Source organism: Lactococcus sp. FSL K6-0773, from assembly GCF_038006485.1.
Classification (GTDB): Bacteria; Bacillota; Bacilli; order Lactobacillales; family Streptococcaceae; genus Lactococcus; species Lactococcus lactis.
The window spans coordinates 1,277,179-1,294,952 of the sequence record NZ_JBBOVF010000001.1 but is presented as its reverse complement, the minus strand read 5'-3'; the positions used below and the strand labels follow the sequence as shown (position 1 = coordinate 1,294,952).

General features: G+C 34.8%; 19 protein-coding genes. 10 read left to right on the top strand and 9 right to left on the bottom strand.

Going from position 1 to position 17,774, the window contains the following annotated elements; translation table 11 throughout:
• Window positions 1-132: 132 nt before the first annotated feature.
• Window positions 133-768, bottom strand: coding sequence for a peptide deformylase (def, locus tag MHB61_RS06120; RefSeq protein WP_003130816.1), 636 nt, complete (start codon window positions 766-768; stop codon window positions 133-135).
• A gap of 147 nt (window positions 769-915) precedes the next feature.
• On the opposite strand from def, the gene MHB61_RS06115 reads away from it, so the two are divergent.
• The 4 genes from MHB61_RS06115 to MHB61_RS06100 all read left to right on the top strand — a co-directional run bounded on the left by MHB61_RS06115 (window position 916) and on the right by MHB61_RS06100 (window position 5,604).
• Complete coding sequence (locus tag MHB61_RS06115) at window positions 916-1,377, top strand: RNA pyrophosphohydrolase (protein ID WP_306171264.1); 462 nt, start codon at window positions 916-918, stop codon at window positions 1,375-1,377.
• 10 nt (window positions 1,378-1,387) lie between these two features.
• On the top strand, window positions 1,388-3,466 hold the full coding sequence (uvrB, locus tag MHB61_RS06110; protein ID WP_003130812.1) for an excinuclease ABC subunit UvrB: 2,079 nt from the start codon (window positions 1,388-1,390) through the stop codon (window positions 3,464-3,466).
• A gap of 195 nt (window positions 3,467-3,661) precedes the next feature.
• The gene (locus MHB61_RS06105) at window positions 3,662-4,471 is read left to right on the top strand and encodes an ABC transporter substrate-binding protein (RefSeq protein ID WP_010905441.1); all 810 of its coding nucleotides are present in this window, start codon (window positions 3,662-3,664) and stop codon (window positions 4,469-4,471) included.
• 14 nt (window positions 4,472-4,485) lie between these two features.
• A complete protein-coding gene (locus MHB61_RS06100) occupies window positions 4,486-5,604 on the top strand; it encodes a M20 family metallopeptidase (protein WP_003130809.1) in 1,119 nt (372 codons plus the stop codon).
• A 67-nt stretch (window positions 5,605-5,671) separates the two neighbouring features.
• Here the strand turns inward: MHB61_RS06100 and fabZ are convergent, their stop codons facing one another.
• Complete coding sequence (gene fabZ / locus MHB61_RS06095; RefSeq protein ID WP_003130498.1) at window positions 5,672-6,127, bottom strand: 3-hydroxyacyl-ACP dehydratase FabZ; 456 nt, start codon at window positions 6,125-6,127, stop codon at window positions 5,672-5,674.
• Window positions 6,128-6,402: 275 nt separating this feature from the next.
• On the opposite strand from fabZ, the gene fabI reads away from it, so the two are divergent.
• The 3 genes from fabI (at window position 6,403) to MHB61_RS06080 (ending at window position 8,534) form a co-directional block, all read left to right on the top strand.
• Window positions 6,403-7,155: an enoyl-ACP reductase FabI gene (fabI, locus tag MHB61_RS06090; protein ID WP_012897290.1), complete on the top strand. Its 753-nt coding sequence runs from the start codon at window positions 6,403-6,405 to the stop codon at window positions 7,153-7,155.
• Between the two features lie 261 nt (window positions 7,156-7,416).
• Window positions 7,417-7,824 carry a hypothetical protein gene (locus MHB61_RS06085; RefSeq protein ID WP_003130500.1) on the top strand — a complete coding sequence of 136 codons (408 nt, stop codon included), beginning with the start codon at window positions 7,417-7,419 and terminating at the stop codon, window positions 7,822-7,824.
• Between the two features lie 68 nt (window positions 7,825-7,892).
• A complete protein-coding gene (locus MHB61_RS06080; RefSeq protein ID WP_003130502.1) occupies window positions 7,893-8,534 on the top strand; it encodes an ATP-binding cassette domain-containing protein in 642 nt (213 codons plus the stop codon).
• Window positions 8,535-8,622: 88 nt separating this feature from the next.
• On the opposite strand, the gene MHB61_RS06075 is transcribed toward MHB61_RS06080, so the two are convergent.
• Window positions 8,623-9,570, bottom strand: coding sequence for an IS30 family transposase (locus tag MHB61_RS06075; protein ID WP_003130410.1), 948 nt, complete (start codon window positions 9,568-9,570; stop codon window positions 8,623-8,625).
• A gap of 73 nt (window positions 9,571-9,643) precedes the next feature.
• On the opposite strand from MHB61_RS06075, the gene MHB61_RS06070 reads away from it, so the two are divergent.
• Window positions 9,644-10,516, top strand: coding sequence for an ABC transporter permease (locus MHB61_RS06070; RefSeq protein WP_262652132.1), 873 nt, complete (start codon window positions 9,644-9,646; stop codon window positions 10,514-10,516).
• Window positions 10,517-10,640: 124 nt separating this feature from the next.
• Here MHB61_RS06070 and yidC read toward each other — a convergent pair whose 3' ends face one another.
• The 6 genes from yidC to MHB61_RS06040 all read right to left on the bottom strand — a co-directional run bounded on the left by yidC (window position 10,641) and on the right by MHB61_RS06040 (window position 14,793).
• Window positions 10,641-11,603 (bottom strand): membrane protein insertase YidC, encoded by a 963-nt coding sequence (gene yidC, locus MHB61_RS06065; protein ID WP_003130506.1) that lies wholly within the window; start codon window positions 11,601-11,603, stop codon window positions 10,641-10,643.
• A gap of 174 nt (window positions 11,604-11,777) precedes the next feature.
• Window positions 11,778-12,536, bottom strand: coding sequence for an HAD-IIB family hydrolase (locus MHB61_RS06060; protein WP_003130508.1), 759 nt, complete (start codon window positions 12,534-12,536; stop codon window positions 11,778-11,780).
• Window positions 12,537-12,630: 94 nt separating this feature from the next.
• Window positions 12,631-13,221, bottom strand: a complete 591-nt coding sequence (locus tag MHB61_RS06055; RefSeq protein WP_003130510.1) for an ECF transporter S component — start codon at window positions 13,219-13,221, stop codon at window positions 12,631-12,633.
• A gap of 16 nt (window positions 13,222-13,237) precedes the next feature.
• Entirely contained in the window at window positions 13,238-13,774 is a 537-nt protein-coding gene (coaC, locus tag MHB61_RS06050; protein ID WP_003130511.1) for a phosphopantothenoylcysteine decarboxylase, read from the bottom strand.
• On the bottom strand, window positions 13,767-14,462 hold the full coding sequence (locus MHB61_RS06045; RefSeq protein WP_003130512.1) for a phosphopantothenate--cysteine ligase: 696 nt from the start codon (window positions 14,460-14,462) through the stop codon (window positions 13,767-13,769). The genes coaC and MHB61_RS06045 overlap by 8 nt, the downstream gene beginning before the upstream one ends.
• Before the next feature lie 145 nt (window positions 14,463-14,607).
• Entirely contained in the window at window positions 14,608-14,793 is a 186-nt protein-coding gene (locus MHB61_RS06040; RefSeq protein WP_003130513.1) for a 2-hydroxymuconate tautomerase, read from the bottom strand.
• A 197-nt stretch (window positions 14,794-14,990) separates the two neighbouring features.
• Between MHB61_RS06040 and MHB61_RS06035 the strand changes: the two genes are divergently transcribed.
• Together MHB61_RS06035 and MHB61_RS06030 are read left to right on the top strand one after the other, a co-directional pair.
• Window positions 14,991-17,318, top strand: a complete 2,328-nt coding sequence (locus MHB61_RS06035) for a cation-translocating P-type ATPase (RefSeq protein WP_003130514.1) — start codon at window positions 14,991-14,993, stop codon at window positions 17,316-17,318.
• Between the two features lie 12 nt (window positions 17,319-17,330).
• The gene (locus MHB61_RS06030; protein ID WP_137016302.1) at window positions 17,331-17,774 is read left to right on the top strand and encodes a GNAT family N-acetyltransferase; all 444 of its coding nucleotides are present in this window, start codon (window positions 17,331-17,333) and stop codon (window positions 17,772-17,774) included.

Below are 17,774 nucleotides of genomic sequence, written 5' to 3'. Positions count from 1 at the left end.
TTATCATTTTCTAAAAACTTGTCAGTAACTTTTACTGACAAGAATTAAAAAGTAGAAAATGAAATAAAAAATTACTGACGGAAATTCTGTCAGTAATTTTTCTATTCATAAATTCATCAGTAAATTTGGCGATTATTTAACAATAATCATACCGTCTTTAATTTCCCAAGGGTCATTCATATTGATGTGGTCATAGAACATAACACCATTAGTGTGATCAATCTCATGTTGAACACAAATTGCTGGGAAATCTTTTAAGCGAATTTTTTTCTTTTCGCCTTCCTTGTTGTAGTATTCCACAGTTACACGAGCATGGCGAACGACGTAACCTGGAACTTCACGGTCAACAGAAAGACAACCTTCGCCACCTTCAACAGCCGCATCTTGAACAGAGTGACTAACCACTTTTGCATTATACATGATTTCGCGCATTTTGTAAGCTTCTTTAGGTGGAATTTCATTTCCATCTTCATCAACTTCAGGTTCATTTGGAATCAAAACGGCAATGACTTTTTTGAGCAAGCCAAGTTGGTTTGCTGCAAGTCCAACTCCACCACGGAGTCCCATTTTTTCAGCCATGACAGGATCTTGAGAATTATGTAAGAATTGCAACATTTTTTCTCCTAAGATAATGTCTTCATCTGACAATGGCAAGGTTACATCATTTGCCACTTCACGTAAAGTTGGATAACCTTCACGAATAATATCGTCCATGCTAATCATGTGACTTGCTTTGATTAAATTTGCTTGAATTTCATCACGATTCATTATTAATAAAACTTCCTTATCTTTTTTTGAATATAGATTAATTATAGCATATTTTTAGCGATGAAAATGGTAAAATTGTATTAGAAGATTAATAATAAGACAAATTTTACATCTATAGAATTCAGTAAACCTAATACTAAAAAGAGGATAAAAATGAAAGAATACAGACAAAATGTTGCAGCCATTATTCTCAATAAAGAAAACAAAATTTGGCTAGGTAAACGAGCAGATGGGATGAGCTGGGGCTTCCCACAAGGTGGAATTGAAGCTGGTGAAAAACCAGAGACAGCCATTATTCGAGAACTCTCAGAAGAAATTGGCACAAAAGAGTTTGAAATCATTGGACAATATCCAGGAACTTTAAAATATGATTTTCCTAAAGAGATGAAATTTCCAACTTGGACTTATGCTGGCCAAGAACAACATTATTTTCTTGTCCGATTGCATGAAGAAGCAAAAATTAATCTTGAAAGCCATCCTGAAGAAATTGAATTTTCAACTTATCAATTTTTAGGACTTTCTGAAATTCGTAAAATGGATTTTGGCTTTAAAAATGATGTTTATCATCAAGCATTAGATTATTTTTCAAAGATAATAGAAAAGAATTAAAGGAAAAAGAATGGCTATAGAAAGAATAACAGATAATAAATTTGAACTTGTTTCAAAATATGAGCCAGCCGGTGACCAAGGTGAGGCGATTGCTGAGTTAGTAGATAATATTGAGAATGGGGAAAAAGCTCAAATTTTACGTGGAGCAACAGGAACAGGGAAAACTTACACCATGAGTCAAGTGATTGCACGGACAGGTAAACCTACTCTTGTTATGGCTCATAATAAAACACTGGCTGGTCAATTATACAGTGAATTTAAAGAGTTTTTTCCAAATAATGCAGTCGAGTATTTCGTATCCTACTATGATTATTATCAACCCGAAGCCTATGTTCCAAGTTCTGACACCTATATTGAAAAAGACAGTTCGGTCAATGATGAAATTGATAAATTGCGTCATAGTGCGACCTCAAGCTTATTGGAACGTAATGATGTGATTGTTGTGGCCTCAGTTTCTTGTATTTATGGATTGGGTTCACCCAAAGAGTATCAAGATTCGGTGGTTTCATTGCGCCCAGGTCAAGAAATTTCTCGTGACCAACTTTTAAATGATTTGGTAGGAATTCAATTTGAGCGAAATGATATTGACTTTCAACGGGGCTGTTTCCGAGTTCGCGGGGATGTTGTAGAAGTTTTTCCAGCCTCTCGTGATGAACATGCCTTTCGTGTTGAATTTTTCGGTGATGAAATTGACCGTATCCGTGAAATTGAAGTTTTGACCGGACAAGTTTTAGGTGAAGTAGACCATTTGGCAATTTTCCCAGCGACACATTTCATGACAAATGATGACCGTATGGAAGAATCAATTGCCAAGATAGAAGCAGAATTAGAAGAACAATTAAAAGTTTTCCGCTCAGAAGGAAAACTTCTTGAGGCTCAACGTTTAGAACAAAGAACCAACTACGATATCGAAATGCTCCGTGAAATGGGTTATTGTAATGGGGTCGAAAACTATTCACGTCATATGGATGGGCGCGAGGAAGGCGAACCTCCGTATACTTTACTTGATTTCTTTCCTGATGATTTCATGATTATGATTGATGAATCACACATGACAATGGGGCAAGTAAAAGGAATGTATAACGGTGACAGAGCCCGTAAAGAAATGCTTTGTAATTATGGATTCCGCCTGCCTTCAGCCCTCGATAACCGTCCTTTAAAAAGAGAAGAATTTGAAAGTCATGTGCATCAAATTGTTTATGTTTCAGCAACCCCTGGGGATTATGAGATGGAGCAGACCGATACCATTGTTGAACAAATTATTCGTCCAACAGGTCTATTAGATCCTGTCGTAGAAGTTCGACCAATGATGGGACAAATCGATGATTTAGTTGGTGAAATTCATAAACGAGCTGAGAAAAACGAACGAGTATTCGTCACGACTTTGACTAAAAAGATGTCAGAAGATTTAACTGCCTATTTCAAGGAAATGGGGATAAAAGTTAAATATATGCACTCGGATATCAAAACATTAGAACGAACCGAAATTATTCGGGATTTGCGTTTAGGAGTCTTTGATGTTCTGGTGGGAATAAATCTGCTTCGCGAAGGGATTGACGTGCCAGAAGTTTCTTTAGTCGCGATTTTGGATGCTGATAAAGAAGGATTTTTACGTAATGAGCGTGGCTTGATTCAGACCATTGGTCGTGCAGCACGTAATAGTGAAGGTCATGTTATTCTTTATTCTGATATGGCTAAAGCCCTTGATGAAAATGATCCTGTGGATAAAGAAATCTTAGATAGTGGTTATTATACAGAATACGAGGGTCAAAAGTATAAAATAACGCGTTCAATGAAACATGCGATGGATGAAACAGCCCGTCGGCGTGAAATTCAAATGGCTTATAATGAAGAACATGGAATCACACCTCAAACGATCAAAAAAGAAATTCGTGATTTGATTGCCATTACTAAGAAAACTGATTCTGGTGAGATTGAAGAAGTTGATGCAAGTGCGATGACTAAGAAAGAACGTAAAGCATTAGTCAAAAAACTTGAAAAAGAAATGCAACAAGCGGCTAGCGCCCTCGACTTTGAAGGAGCTGCTCAGTTACGTGATATGGTATTAGAATTACGTGCAATGGATTGATTAATAATTAATAAAAATTCACTCATTGAGTGAATTTTTATTTTGAATCAAGTATAAAAGTACAGTTTTTATCTAAAAATCTTTGTTTATTAAATAATTATAATATAAATATGCAAAAATTCTTGACAAAATAATTTTAAAATGTATAATTATACTTATTCTATTTATAAAAGAGGTTTAAGGATGAACAAGAAGATGAAAAAATTAGCATTGGGAATGGTCGGTTTGGCCGCAGTAGCAACATTAGCAGCTTGTGGAAATGGAAAATCGGCTACTAATCAAGTGGATAAAGTAAAAAAAGCTGGCGTATTGAAAGTTGCTTTATCTCCAGATTATCCACCCTTTGAATTCCAAATTATTAAAGATGGTAAGAATACAGTCGTGGGTTCTGATGTTGATTTGGCCAATGCTATTGGTAAAAAACTAGGGGTTAAAGTGAAAATTGAAAGCATGGACTTTAACAATGTTTTAGCTAGTTTAAATACAGGAAAAGCAGATATTGCGATTTCGGGCATTTCAAAAGAACCTAGTCGTGAAAAATCTGTCAATTTCTCAGATGTATATTATACAGCAAGTAATTATTTAGTTGTAAAAAAATCTGATTTAAGTAAATATCGTTCAGTAGATGATTTCAAAGGTAAAAAAGTAGCGGCACAAAAAGGGTCAACTCAAGAAGGAATTGTAACCAGTCAATTCAAAGGAGCAACAGAGATTGCCTTGCCACAAATTGGCGATGAAATCAATGAAGTCAAAGGAGGACAAGTACAAGGAGCCGTGATTGAAAACCTTATTGCTAAGAGTTATGTCGCAGCTAATTCAGATTTAGCGATTGCTAATGTGGATGTAAAAACGCCAAAAGATAGTTATGGTTCAGCGGTTGCACTTCCTAAAGGTTCAGATGAATTAACAAAGGTTGTCAATTCTGTCATTAAAGAAGAATTGAAGAACGGACAAATTAATAAAGATATTCAAAAGAACTACACGCTTTCTGAAAATAATAAATAGTTTGGTGGAAATTTATGGAAAAAGCTGTAGACTTATTAAAAAGTTTGGTTAATATTCCGTCAAGTTCAGGAAATGAAGAAGAGATTTTAATATTTCTTGAAAAATGGTTTATTGAGAAGCAATTTGATTTTGTTATTCGCAAAGAAACTTTTGTCGCCGGACAAATTAAAGCAAAAGGTAAAAAAGAACAAAAAAAAGAAGCCATTATCTTAACTGGGCATGTTGATACTGTCGTTTCAGGTCATTTAGCTGACTGGAAATTTTCGCCTACCGATGCAAGAGTAGAAGAGGGAAAACTCTTTGGACTTGGTGCGAGTGATATGAAAGGTGGCGATGTTGGAAACTTACTTGCTGCTGCAAGTTTTATTGGTAAAGATTTAAGTCAAGATATTTGGGTCGTGGGGACGGCTAACGAAGAACTTGATGGTAAGGGTTCAGAAGATTTTGCTCGTTATTTTAGTGAAAATTGGAGCTATGACTCAGCTTGTTGCATTATTGCAGAACCAACTGATTTAGAGAAGATTTATATTGGGCAACGTGGAAGTCATTTTATGAAGCTACATTTTTCTGGGAAGGCTGGTCATGCTTCGGTACAAGAACATTTTCAGCAAAGCGCTTTAGGGGCGGTTACTTATTTTCTAGAAAATATTGAGCAAATCGTTGAAGACTTGAAAATTTACAAAAATAGTCAGCTTGGTTTGCCAACTTTTGTAGTGACATCAATTCTCTCTGGGGATGAAAATTCTCCTAATAAAACAGCCGACTTCGCTGAACTCGTGGTTGACTGTCGTTTAACTCCTGAATTGGAAGAGGTATTTGAGCAAGTCATGAGTGAGTTAGCTGTGCAGTATCATTTTACTCATGAAGATATTGTGACACCTGTTTTATCAACTTTGACCGATAATCAAGCTCCATTCATTCAGTTACTGACAAACTTATCTGGCGCGAAAACAACGGCAGCTTCGGGTTCTAATGATCAAGGATTTTTTGAAAATGTTGGGATTAGAACGGTTGTTTTTGGACCAGGACAGCATGAACAATGCCACATTGCAAATGAATCTATTATTCTTGAAAAGTTGGAAGAACATATTGAAATTTTACAATCCTTTATTAAAAAAATGCAGGAGAGTTAAGATATTTACTGACAAATCCTGTATATAATAAAAAAATTTACTGACAAAGACTGTCAGTAAATTTTTTTTAGTTTGTTTGTTCAGCTGCTTCATCAACGATGAAAGTGAACTGACAAGTGGTTACTTTTTTACCATCAACATAAGCTGCGGCATCAGCAGTTCCTACTTTTCCACGGAATTTTGTAATTTCAAATTCAAGTTTCATTACATCACCAGGAGTGACTTTTTGACGGAATTTTGCTTTATCAATTCCACCAATATAAGCCATTTTTCCTTGAAATTCTTCTTTTTTGAGAATCAAAATTGAACCAGCTTGAGCGAGTGATTCAAGAATCAAAACACCAGGGAAAGTTGGATTACCAGGGAAATGTCCATTAAAAACTTCTTCGTTAATCGTTACATTTTTCGTTGCAACAATTTTATTTTCAGAAATTTCATCAACGTAGTCAATAAACATGATAGGATAGCGGTTCGGAATAACTTCCATCACTTCTGTAGCAGTCATAGCGTATTTTTTAGTCATTTTTTATTCCTTTTCTTATTAAAAATTAATGAAAAGCCCGAGTAATCAGGGAAAAAGAGCCATCACTCTAACTTGACAGTTCAACATTTTTAAGTTAAAATTTTATGTATCAAGTATTTTGATATACAAAACCTTTTACAATTAATATTATCAATTTCTTGTGAGAGTGTCAACTTTTTTATATGACTTGTAAAGGTAAAGTGATTAAATTTATTTTTTTTTATTTGCTAGTCGCTTAAACCTGATTATTTTAAAGAAAAGGACTTATTTTATTTATGTTTTTAGAAGGTAAAAAAATTGTTATCATGGGTGTTGCTAACAATAAATCTATTGCTTGGGGCTGTGCTAAAGCAATGAAAGATCAAGGTGCAACATTAATTTATACTTACCAAAATGAACGAATGGAAAAACAATTAGCTAAATTGGCTGAACCAGAAGATTTGCTCATTGAATGTGATGTAACTTCTGATGAATCTATTCGCCGTGCTTTTGGTACAATTGAGGCACGTGTCGGTAAAATTGACGGACTTGTTCATGCCATTGCTTACTCTAAAAAAGAAGAGCTTGGTGGGAATGTTACAGATATCTCTCGCGATGGTTATGCCCTTGCTCAAGATATTTCAGCTTACAGCTTGCTTGCTGTTGCTAAAGCAGCAAAACCATTGCTTAAAAAAGGTTCTGGTATCGTAACTTTGACTTACATGGGTTCAGTTCGTGCCATTCCTAACTACAATGTTATGGGAATTGCTAAAGCAGCTCTTGAATCTACAGTTCGTTATCTTGCTGCTGAAATGGCACATGTAGGTGTTCATGTGAACGGAATTTCTGCAGGAGCAATTAAAACACTTGCGGTTTCTGGAGTTTCAGGTTACAAAGATTTGATTAAAGAATCTGACAGCCGTACAGCTGATGGTGTTGGTGTAACAATTGATGAAGTGGGTCAAACTGCCGCTTTCCTTGTTAGCCCACTTGCCTCAGGTGTCATTGGTGATATCGTTTATGTTGATAAAGGTGTTCATTTAACATAAGAATAAAGAGAAAAATACTGATTATTTTTATCGAGATTGATAAAAATAATCAGTATTTTTTTGACTTCAAGTAACACAAAAGAAACTTAATGTTAACAAAAAATATATTGAAGCAAATCATTTAAAGCGCTATCATTGTTTTGACGAATGATTGTTATTATCCAGAATATTTTTGAATATAGTGGATTATCTCTTGCTTTTGTAGAAAAATTGGATTAAAGAAGAAATGTCAATTTAATTATTTAATATGAAGGTATAAATATGAAACTCATGAAGAAAACTCTTGTAACTCTCGCAGTCACCCTGGGAATATCAGGTGCTCTAAGTCCGGCTGTAAATGCGGCAACTAAAACAACTAATGCTTCTATTTCTGTTTTAAATATTATCACAATGGCGGATCGTGTCTATTTTCAGTATAATGGAAAAGCGATTAGTACAGCTACAGCTTTTCAGAGTGCTCATAGCTTTACTCCGACAAACTGGGTCACTCAAAATGGAATTTCACTTATTAATAAAAATGGTTCTTGGGGACGAATTTATCAAGGAAAATATACTGTGGGCTCAGGTATAAATGCTGGAAAATTTGGACATGTGGGAGTTAGTTTTAATAAGTATATACGGACAACTATTCTTGGAAATGGTCAATGGACCTATTCTACATTTAATTGATAATATTAGTGAAAATATGTACATGATTAAAATTTAGTTGTGTACATATTTTTTATAAAGGAGAATAAATGGAAATTGACATTCAAAATTTATCTTTTAATTTCAAAACACAAAATATTTTTGAGAATACAACGGTTTCTTTCGCAGAGGGTAAAATCTCGTTTATTATGGCACCAAACGGTAGAGGGAAGACAACACTATTGAAACTTATTTTAGGAAGTCTGCATGCGAGCCAAGGCCTTATAAATAATTCAGCTAAAAATAATGATACATATGTCCTATTTGATAATTTAGAACTCTATAAAAATCTAACTGGAATGGACAATATTCTTTTTTTTACAAATTTTAGATATTCTAAATTGACAATTAAAAAGAGAGCTCAACGGTATCTTTCAGAAGAAAGACTGTCAAAACGGGTATCAACCTATTCTCTTGGTGAAGGGAAAAGATTATCATTGATTATATGGAACTTATTAGAACCTTCTTTAACGATGATGGATGAAGTGACAAACGGATTGGATTATGAGAGTTTAAATATTCTTAAGGAAGACCTTATCAGGTCAAAAAACGAGAAAATTATTTTATTAACAGGTCATCAATTTGAGTTTTATGAAGAGATTATTGATGATTTATATGTGATAAAAAATAAAAAAATTTTAAAGGTGGATAAAGGAGGTTTGAAAAAAATTTATGAAAGTAACTTTAATTAAAGAACTTTTCTATCTTACCAAATCCAAAATTTATCTAGTAATTTCTGGAATAATAATCGGTTTATTGATCGCAAATTGCAAGTCCAAGTTAGCCAGCCAAGCTCATCTCATATGAACTCTTATAGTTGAACATTTTTCTTGGATAATGGTTCATCCAATACTCGATAGCGGCGACTTCTTCAGGGGTCGTCTTTGTTGTGCCTTTTGGCAGATGCCTACGAATCATTCGGTTATGGTTTTCATTCGTCCCTCGCTCAAAGCTCGCGTAGGCGTGTGCATAGTAAACTGGACAGCTTACGACCTCAGAGAGCCTTGCAAATTCATGGCCATTGTCAGGGGTAATGGATTTGAAGTCATAACTTTTTTGAAGTTCCACCAGCTCATCATTGACCGCCTGTGCTGTTTTCCCATCAATCAAGCGAATGATCTCCGTGCGGTATTTTCGCTCTGTGAGCGTCAAAAGCACCTTGTTCTTAGCTCTCGTAAGAATGACCGTGTCAATCTCGTAATGCCCCACTTCTAAGCGATTGTTAATGAACTCAGGCCGTTCTTCAATAGACTTGCCAAAAGGATGCTTTGGCGCACGAGGTTTGATTTTCTTTGCCGCCTTATACTGCGGATAGAAAAGATGATGACGCTTGGCTTCTAACCAGCCCCAGTTGACCCAATTGTAGAGGCTGCTCAGAGAAACTCCTTTTAGAGCCTGATGAATGACTTCCAAAGAGTCCTTGTCTTCTTTAAGACGTGTACTCACATAACAATCAATCTCAGTCGTGAGTTTACTCGGACGAACACTGTGAGCCCTCAATCCTTCATAATTTTCTTGAGCCTTTTTAGCAGAGTATTTTACCTTCCGCTTGAGCTGGATTTCCCCTCGCTTCATCTCTCTGTCAATCGTCCCATGAGCTTTATTCAATAAGCGCGCAATCTCACGGTTGCTCAGTCCTTCTTTATTGTGCCAACGTTCAATGTTTAAACGGTCTTGATTGGTCAGGTGTTTCCCTTTGCTCTGGCTTGTGATAGAATAGTCTTGCATCTGAATTTCCTTTTTATACTATTTGGTCGAACTTCTAGTATAAGAGATTCAGATGTTTTTTGCTTGACTCAAGGTGGCTAACTTCATTTTACAATTTGCGATCGGTTTATTGATTTTAGGCACATTCCAAGCAAGCCTTAATTTAAAAGGAGCTGAGAGTCTTTTTGTGGAGGACAAACAATCAGATATTAATTTTCAAAAAAATATCCATAAAGATTATTCTATTTCTAATAATGGCAATCAATCTATACTTAATAATGCCACTCGCTATGATTATGAGCAATTAAATCAAGCCAACCAAGCAATCAGTTTTGTGGGATTTCCACAATTCATATTTAAATCTTATGGTATGACAATTATTTCTTTACTTGCTGGTTTCTTTGGAGTACTTGTTGCAAACTATGATTATAAATTTGGAACCTTCAAAAGGAGACTTGGGCAACAGAGTTGGAAGATAATTTTATTAGGAAAATCTGTTGGATTAGTTGTATCATTAATTGTAATGTATTTGCTTATTTTTAGTTTGGCAGCTTGTTCTGGTGAAATTTTACACTTATTCTTTAAGTCTGAAAATGCTGGAGAATATGGGCAATCATTGTATCCCCTTATTAATTCAGATAGTTTTTATTTACTATTTTTTAGCTTTATGATTGGATTAGCATTAGCAATGATGTGTTTTGCGTTAACTTTAGCCAGTAAACGAGCAAACCTGATAGGGAGTGCTTTTATGATTTATTTATTTATCTTACCAAATACTGGTTGCTTCGATTGGAGTAATATGACATTAAATATTTTTGCACCATTTGGTAATCATCTAGGTGTGCCACCTCTTTCAATGACCCAAATCTCTCCTTTATTTATTTTAGTGCTATTTGTGACTTATCTTTTAATTATTCTTACTGGAGGAATGTTGATATTTTTTAAGCATACACGCTATAATATATAAGAAAAGTTACTGACAGAACTCTCATTTTAATCTGAACTAGAAATTATAGATTCAATAAATAAAAAAATCACTGACAGAAATTTTATCAGTGACTTTTTATTTTTTTATATCTTGTCAGTAAAAATTACTTACGATTTTGTTTACCAGCATTTCGTCCGCCAGATTTACGTTCCTTTTCATTGCGTTCACTTGTGATTTCTTTGAAATTTTCTTGAACAGAAGTAGGTGTAACATCTTTGAGACCTTCATTATTGATTTTTGGAGGATTTTTTGTAAATTCTTCATCAATACGACGGCGCATTCTTGGTTTCATGATGAAGGTAATGATGATTTGTTGGATAACAATAACAAAACCACCAACTGCCCAATAAAGTGCTACTCCAGCAGGTGACATGAATGAGAAGACAACAATCATTGCCGGACTCATAATCAACATTGCCATTCCTGATTTCTTTTGTTCAGGGGTCATTGACAAAGTTGAAATCCAGGTTTGGATGAAGTAAAGCACCCCAGAGATAATAACCAAGACCACACTTGGATGTCCTAAAGGAATCCCATAAAATGTTGAACTTGAAATTCCCGTTGTATAGGCTGCAGCATTATAAAGAGCGATAAAGAAAGGCCATTGAATCAACATTGGTAAGCAACCAATTGATGAAAGCATGTTAATTCCATTATCTTTTTGGGCTGCCATCAATGCTTGTTGAGCTGCCATTTTTTCTTCAGGAGTTTGTGCTTTTTTGAGTCGTTCTTGCAAAGGAGCAAATACAGGAGCAAGATAAGCCATTTTTTCTTGCATATAAGTTGATTTGTAGGCTTGATTCAAACCTAAAGGCAAGATGAGAAAACGGATAATCAGAGTAACAAAAATAATTCCCCAACCATAACCCATGTGCAAGTTATTAGCGAATAAGTCAACAAAAGCAGACATTGGACGAACCAAAAAATTATAGGTAATTCCATGAGTAGCTGCTTCGGTTGGAACGCGGACTCCATCAACAACGTGTGTTTGAACACAGCCAGATAGGAATAACAATCCGGCTGTCATTAAACCAGTCAATGTTAATTTCTTTTTCAAATTTTTCAATATAAGTTCACCTTCTATAAATTAAACATACTCATCTATTCTACCTAAAATTCAGATGAATTTCAATAGGACTAAAGGATGAAAAGCCATTCTGTAGTTTAAAATCTTCAATAATATTTTCTGTCAGCAAAAGAAAAAAGCTGTCAGTAGTGACAGCTTTTTATCAGTGGAAAATTAAGCTTCTTCCATCGCAATAATTGCTTTTAGAATAGCTGCAGTTTCTTTCCAGTCACGAACAGTGATTGTTTCAATTCCCATTTGAACAACAGGGTAATCATTTCCGCCAGGTTGAGTCATGTCACCAAAGTAAAGAATTTCTTCTTTAGTAACATTAAGTTCTTCCATCAAATGATTCATCCCAAATTCTTTATTTTGACCTGGAACAAAACCGTTAATAGTTGTTGTTCCAGCAACTTCAAATTCAAATTCTGGAGCATATTGGCTAGCCAATTTAGCAATTTCATTACGTTTTGTCATGTCTGGGTCCCAAGCTTGTTTAGCTTCAACACCAGCTTTTTGACCGATTGCTGAGTAAGCAATCATCGATTCACGATTTTCATTAATTTCATCACCAGGGGCAAGAACAGATTCATCCCAATGTCCAAGCTCTTTAGCAGCTTTTTCAAGTGCACCCATAATTGCGTTAGCTTGTTCATCAGTCAAAGCGTAATTGAAGACCTGTTTCCATTCGCCATCTTTGTGAGCATAATATTGAGTCCCTTGGGCAACAAACAAATGGAAATTATCCAGATTTGCAGATTCAGGCAAATTATTAATAATTTGAATCAAAAATTGATCATATTTTTGACCAGAAATTGGTGCAATGATATATTTTTGAGACAAAGTAGCCAACAATTCAGCCATCTCAGGGAAAATCGGCATTTTTGGTTCATTGAGTGTGTTGTCAATGTCGAAACTTAATATTTTTTTCATAAGTTTTCTCCTATTTTTTTCTTATCAACGCTTACATTATAACATTTTTTTAATAAAAAAAACAATCTAATAAAAATAGATTGTTTTTTTTCAATTATGAATTGCCTCTTGCTTTACTTAAAGCAGGGACAATTGCCATTGTTAAAATCACAGCGATGATCACTTCTGCAATAGAATTTCCTGTGATAATTGAAGCAAGCAAAGCTCCGAAGGTTTGTTTGGTTACATCATGAAAGAAGAGGAAGATGAAACTTAAAACCAAAAGTGTATTAGTTGCTGTTCCAACAAAAGCGGCTAAACCAGCTCCAAAACGATTTTGTGCCAAACGATAAACGAGGGCAGGAAGAATTCCGACTAGAACACGCGGAACGATGGCAATAACCAATGCCCAGATAGAACCATGATTTGTTCCAGGAACAGGCTGTAAGGGACTAAACATAAAGCTAGAAGGTAGGGTCACGATTGTTGAATTAATAACACTAATCAATCCCATCACTAGACCCAGAAATGCTCCTTTACGAACTCCAAGAACAATTGAACCAATGATTACTGGAATATGGAGCAAAGTTGGAACGATTGGTAAAGGCCAAACGCTATAGATAATTTGACTCAAAAGTTGGACAACGACCATAATTGCGATAAAAATGGACAAGATTGCCACATCAGACGCTTTTGATTTTTTCATAAATACCTCATTTATTTTATAAAGAATTTTTTAAATCCGATAGAATATCAGGTAAGTCGGCGAGTGCTCCCTCACCAAAATCTCCACAAGCGAGCAAAGATTTTTTCGGTTGAATCATATTATAATCTATTTTCTTAAGAATCTCAATGTTTTTTTGCGTCAAAGGATGTTGATACATTTTAGTATTCATTGCAGGGGCAAAATATTTTGGTACAGAAGGTTCAAGAGCAAGGGCTACAGAAGTGACAATATCATCAGCTCGGCCTTGCGCCAAACGGCTAATTGTATCAGCAGTTGCAGGTGCAACAAGGAAAAGCTCAGTATTTTTAGCTAAATCAATATGATTAACCAATTCAGGACGTTCTTCGTCCATAATATCCAAGTGAACCTTATTTTTGGACAAAACTTGTAGAGTTAAAGGAGTGATGAACTGAGTAGCGCTTTTTGTCATTAAAACTGTCACATCATGTCCCTCTTTTGTCAGTAAAGAAGTTAAATCTGCTGCTTTGTAAGCTGCAATTGAACCTGTTACCGCAAGTGTAATTTTAGTCATTTTTTAATTCCTCCGAGGTTTTTAAAAGTCTGTCAGCAATTTCAGCCTTTGTTTTTAAAGTAATTTCATGATTTTTACTGACCAAAAATGCTTGATGGTCATTTCCATGAATATTTTCTAAATCATTCGCTAAAATAAAATCAGCATGATTTGTCAGTAATTTTTCTCTGGCCACAGAAAGAAGCTCAGATTTTTCTACACCAACCAATAATTTAAAACCAAAAAGTAAAACATTTGGATTCCATTCTTTAATATAAGAAATAATTTTTGGTGTTTTTTCTAGGAGCATGATTTGATAATCAGATTTTGAAGAAATTTTCCCAACTTTTTCAGGACGAAAATTTAAAAGCTCCTCTTTAGAAAACTTGTCAGTAAAATTTTCAAGACCTGTCATATAAATAGGACGATAATCACTGACAGCCATACTATGGATAACAACATCCATGTCAGGGACTAAGTTTTTCATCTGTTCATAAAGGTCATGAGTTCCTTCAATCGGAATATAGGTCAGTCTGTCAGTAAATTCAGGAAGTTTAGCCTGAAGTCCAGCTAATAAATAGACTTCATGACCAGCATTTAAAAAATTTTCAGCAGTCACTTTTCCGAGACTTCCTGTTGCAAAATTACTGATGCCACGAACGTTGTCAATAGGTTCCGTTGTTCCACCAGAAGTAATCAAAACTTTCATTTTTCACCAGTTTCTTTTAGAGTTGCTTTCATTTTATCCTAATAAAAATATTTTTTCAAGAGAAGTTTATTTACTAAAAATTTACTGACAGCTTAAATAAAAAAGCCATCAATTACTGACAGCTTTGATTGGCTCAAATGAAAACTTATTTCTTCTTTTTCATTTCTCCGCCTTGATAGAGCATTCCTTCTGGAAGGTCATTAAAGATGACATGAATTGCTGAAGTAGGTGCTCCAGCATGTTTAGAAATTGATTCAGTAATTTCTTTAGCAATTATAGCTTTTTGCTCAACTGTACGACCTTCAAAAAGTTCAACATGGACATATGGCATAATAAATTCTCTTTTCTATATGATTATGAGCATATTTTATCATATTTAAATAGAAAAAAGTTTAACGAATCAAAAATAACATTTTTACCGTTTGCAGGACTTCTCAGAACTATGTTAAGATAGAACAAAGTATTCTTAAAAATACTATATAATTGAAATCAAAAATTGAAATTGAGAAGAAATAGAGAGTAAAAAATATGTCTTTAAAAGGATTAACAAGTTTTGAGGTTGAAGAACGGATTCGCCAAGGGAAGATAAATAAAAATATAGATGAGACGGATCGTCCTGTTTGGGAAATTGTAAAACGAAATACTTTTACATTTTTCAACTTAATATTTGCAGTCATTGCGATTCTAATCAGTTTAGTTCAAGCATGGAATCAGCTTATTTTCCTTCCAATAATTGTCATTAATACAATTGTCGGAATTTATCAAGAAATCAAAGCCAAACGATATTTGGACCAAATGACTCTCCTGCACGCTCCGCAATCCACAGTGATAAGGAATGGTCAACAAGAAAAAATTGCTTCAGATGATTTGGTTGAAGAAGATATTATTATTCTTAAAACAGGAAATCAAATTGTCGCTGACGCTCGCATTGTCGAAGGAAGTATTTTTGTCAATGAATCACTTTTGACAGGTGAAGCTGACGAAATTGAAAAAAATGTTGATAACAAACTTCTGTCAGGAAGTTTTGTTGTGTCAGGAGAAGCCAAAGTCATTTTGGAAAAAGTCGGAAAAGATTCCTACATTTCCAAATTAACAGAACAAGCCAAATTAGTTGACCATGGTGAAGACTCTGAGATGTTACGTGCCCTCAATAAATTATTAAAGTGGGTCAGCTTTATTATTCTTCCGATAGCAGTCATTTTATTTACCCAAAATTACTTTGTCAATCATAATACACTTCAAACCAGTGTTGTAGCAATGGTGGCAGCGGTTATTGGAATGATTCCAGAGGGGTTGTATCTTTTAACAACCATTGCCTTAACCCTCAGTAGTGTAAAATTGGCTCGTAATCAAGTGCTATTGCACAATATGAAAAGTATTGAGTCCTTAGCGCGTGTAGACGTTCTATGTGTTGATAAAACAGGAACAATCACAGAACCCAGAATGTCAGTTGAGCAAGTATTTGTTAGCCCAAGTAGTAACATAAGCGAAGCGAAATTTATGTCTCTTTTATCTGACTACATCTCAGCAAATACTGATGACAATGATACCATGAAGGCAATTCGAGAGTTTATGCTTGCAAAAGGTGACCTTCAAAATAAAATGACCGGCGTTAAAAAAATTATTCCATTTTCATCAAAAGTAAAATATAGTGCTGTTTGTTTTGAAAATGAAAGTTATCTTTTAGGAGCACCAGAAATTGTTTTAGGGAAAACTTATGAAAAAGTTAGCTCTGAAATCAATCATCTCTTAGAAGAAGGCTTTCGTGTCCTAGTTTTAGCGGGAACAAAAGAAAAAATTTATGACCAACTTAATTTGGGGGCTTACGCACTTGGCTACGTTGTGTTAGCCAATCCCATCAGAGAAAATGCTAAATCGACCTTTAACTACTTTGCAGAGCAAGGAGTCAATATCAAAGTTATTTCAGGTGATAACCCTCAAACCGTGTCGGCAGTTGCAAAAAGAGCAGGAATTACTGGAGCTGAACGTTTCATTGATGCAAATTTATTGAAAACGAAAGAAGATTTAGACCAAGCGGTTGAATCATATACCGTTTTTGGACGTGTGACACCTGACCAAAAACGCCGTCTCGTTCAAGCCCTTAAACGTAAAGATCATACTGTCGCAATGACCGGAGATGGTGTTAATGATATTTTAGCCATGAAAAGTGCTGATTGTAGCATTGCCATGGCTTCCGGAAGTGATGCCGCGACCCAAGTTGCACAAGTTGTCTTATTAGATTCAGATTTTGGACATATGACACAAGTAGTCACAGAAGGACGTCGAGTCGTCAATAACGTCCAACGTTCAGCCATTCTTTTCCTTGTAAAAAATCTCTTTTCAATCATCTTGGCAATTATCTCAGCAATCTTTGTCTTCACCTATCCCTTACAAGCTTCACAACTTTCACTTATCAGTTTATTCACCATTGGGATTCCGGGATTCTTACTCTCTTTAGAAGAAAATGACAAACGAATTGAAAAAGATTTTATTAAAAATGTTATCTTAAAAGCATTACCAGCCAGCTTGACTGAAATTACGGCCGTTTTAGGAGTCGTTATTGCTGGAGCTGCCTTCAAATTGACGGCATCAGAAATTTCAACTTCAGCAGTTATCTTACTAGCTGTTGTTGGATTTATGATTTTAACTAAAATCAGTGCACCACTCAACCGTTTTAAAATGGGAATTATCATTTTTAATATTGTTGGGATAATTATCTCAGGTTTCATGTTCAATTCCCTCTTCTCTATCAGCAAAATTTCTTTGGATAGTTTTGTTCTGGTCGCCTTACTCTCACTATTTTCAGAATCACTATTTAGAAATTTTGATTCACTATTAAAAAAGTTTTTCAAATAAGAAAGGATTAAAATGAAAGAAATAAATAAAGATATGAGAAATAATGAACTCATAGAAGAATTGATAAGTTTATGGGAAAATTCAGTTAAAGAAACACATTCTTTTCTGTCAGTTAAAGAAATTGAAGATATAAAACAATATGTCCCGCAAGCCCTTAAAGCTATCGAACATTTAATTGTGGAATTTGACGATAATGAAAAACCAATTGCTTTTATGGGAATTGTTGGTGAGAAACTTGAAATGTTGTTTATTAGCCCTAATCGCATGAAAAAAGGACTCGGTAGAAAGTTGCTTGAAGAAGCAATAAAAAACTATTCGGTAAATGAACTTGTAGTGAATGAGCAAAATCCGCAAGCCAAAGGATTTTATGAGCATTTGGGCTTTAAAGTTTATAAAAGAAATCCAATTGACGAACAAGGAAATCAATATCCAATTCTTTTTATGCATTTGGGTTAA

Coding starts and splice junctions, on each gene's coding strand:
- MHB61_RS06055 (WP_003130510.1), bottom strand. CDS start 13,221: ATGAAAAAATCAAAAGCGTCTGATGTGGCAATCTTGTCCATTTTTATC.
- fabZ (WP_003130498.1), bottom strand. CDS start 6,127: ATGACTAAAAAATACGCTATGACTGCTACAGAAGTGATGGAAGTTATT.
- MHB61_RS06075 (WP_003130410.1), bottom strand. CDS start 9,570: ATGCAAGACTATTCTATCACAAGCCAGAGCAAAGGGAAACACCTGACC.
- MHB61_RS06080 (WP_003130502.1), top strand. CDS start 7,893: ATGGAAATTGACATTCAAAATTTATCTTTTAATTTCAAAACACAAAAT.
- coaC (WP_003130511.1), bottom strand. CDS start 13,774: ATGACTAAAATTACACTTGCGGTAACAGGTTCAATTGCAGCTTACAAA.
- MHB61_RS06045 (WP_003130512.1), bottom strand. CDS start 14,462: ATGAAAGTTTTGATTACTTCTGGTGGAACAACGGAACCTATTGACAAC.
- MHB61_RS06085 (WP_003130500.1), top strand. CDS start 7,417: ATGAAACTCATGAAGAAAACTCTTGTAACTCTCGCAGTCACCCTGGGA.
- def (WP_003130816.1), bottom strand. CDS start 768: ATGAATCGTGATGAAATTCAAGCAAATTTAATCAAAGCAAGTCACATG.
- MHB61_RS06040 (WP_003130513.1), bottom strand. CDS start 14,793: ATGCCATATGTCCATGTTGAACTTTTTGAAGGTCGTACAGTTGAGCAA.
- MHB61_RS06035 (WP_003130514.1), top strand. CDS start 14,991: ATGTCTTTAAAAGGATTAACAAGTTTTGAGGTTGAAGAACGGATTCGC.
- MHB61_RS06100 (WP_003130809.1), top strand. CDS start 4,486: ATGGAAAAAGCTGTAGACTTATTAAAAAGTTTGGTTAATATTCCGTCA.
- fabI (WP_012897290.1), top strand. CDS start 6,403: ATGTTTTTAGAAGGTAAAAAAATTGTTATCATGGGTGTTGCTAACAAT.
- MHB61_RS06030 (WP_137016302.1), top strand. CDS start 17,331: ATGAAAGAAATAAATAAAGATATGAGAAATAATGAACTCATAGAAGAA.
- MHB61_RS06105 (WP_010905441.1), top strand. CDS start 3,662: ATGAAAAAATTAGCATTGGGAATGGTCGGTTTGGCCGCAGTAGCAACA.
- uvrB (WP_003130812.1), top strand. CDS start 1,388: ATGGCTATAGAAAGAATAACAGATAATAAATTTGAACTTGTTTCAAAA.
- MHB61_RS06060 (WP_003130508.1), bottom strand. CDS start 12,536: ATGAAAAAAATATTAAGTTTCGACATTGACAACACACTCAATGAACCA.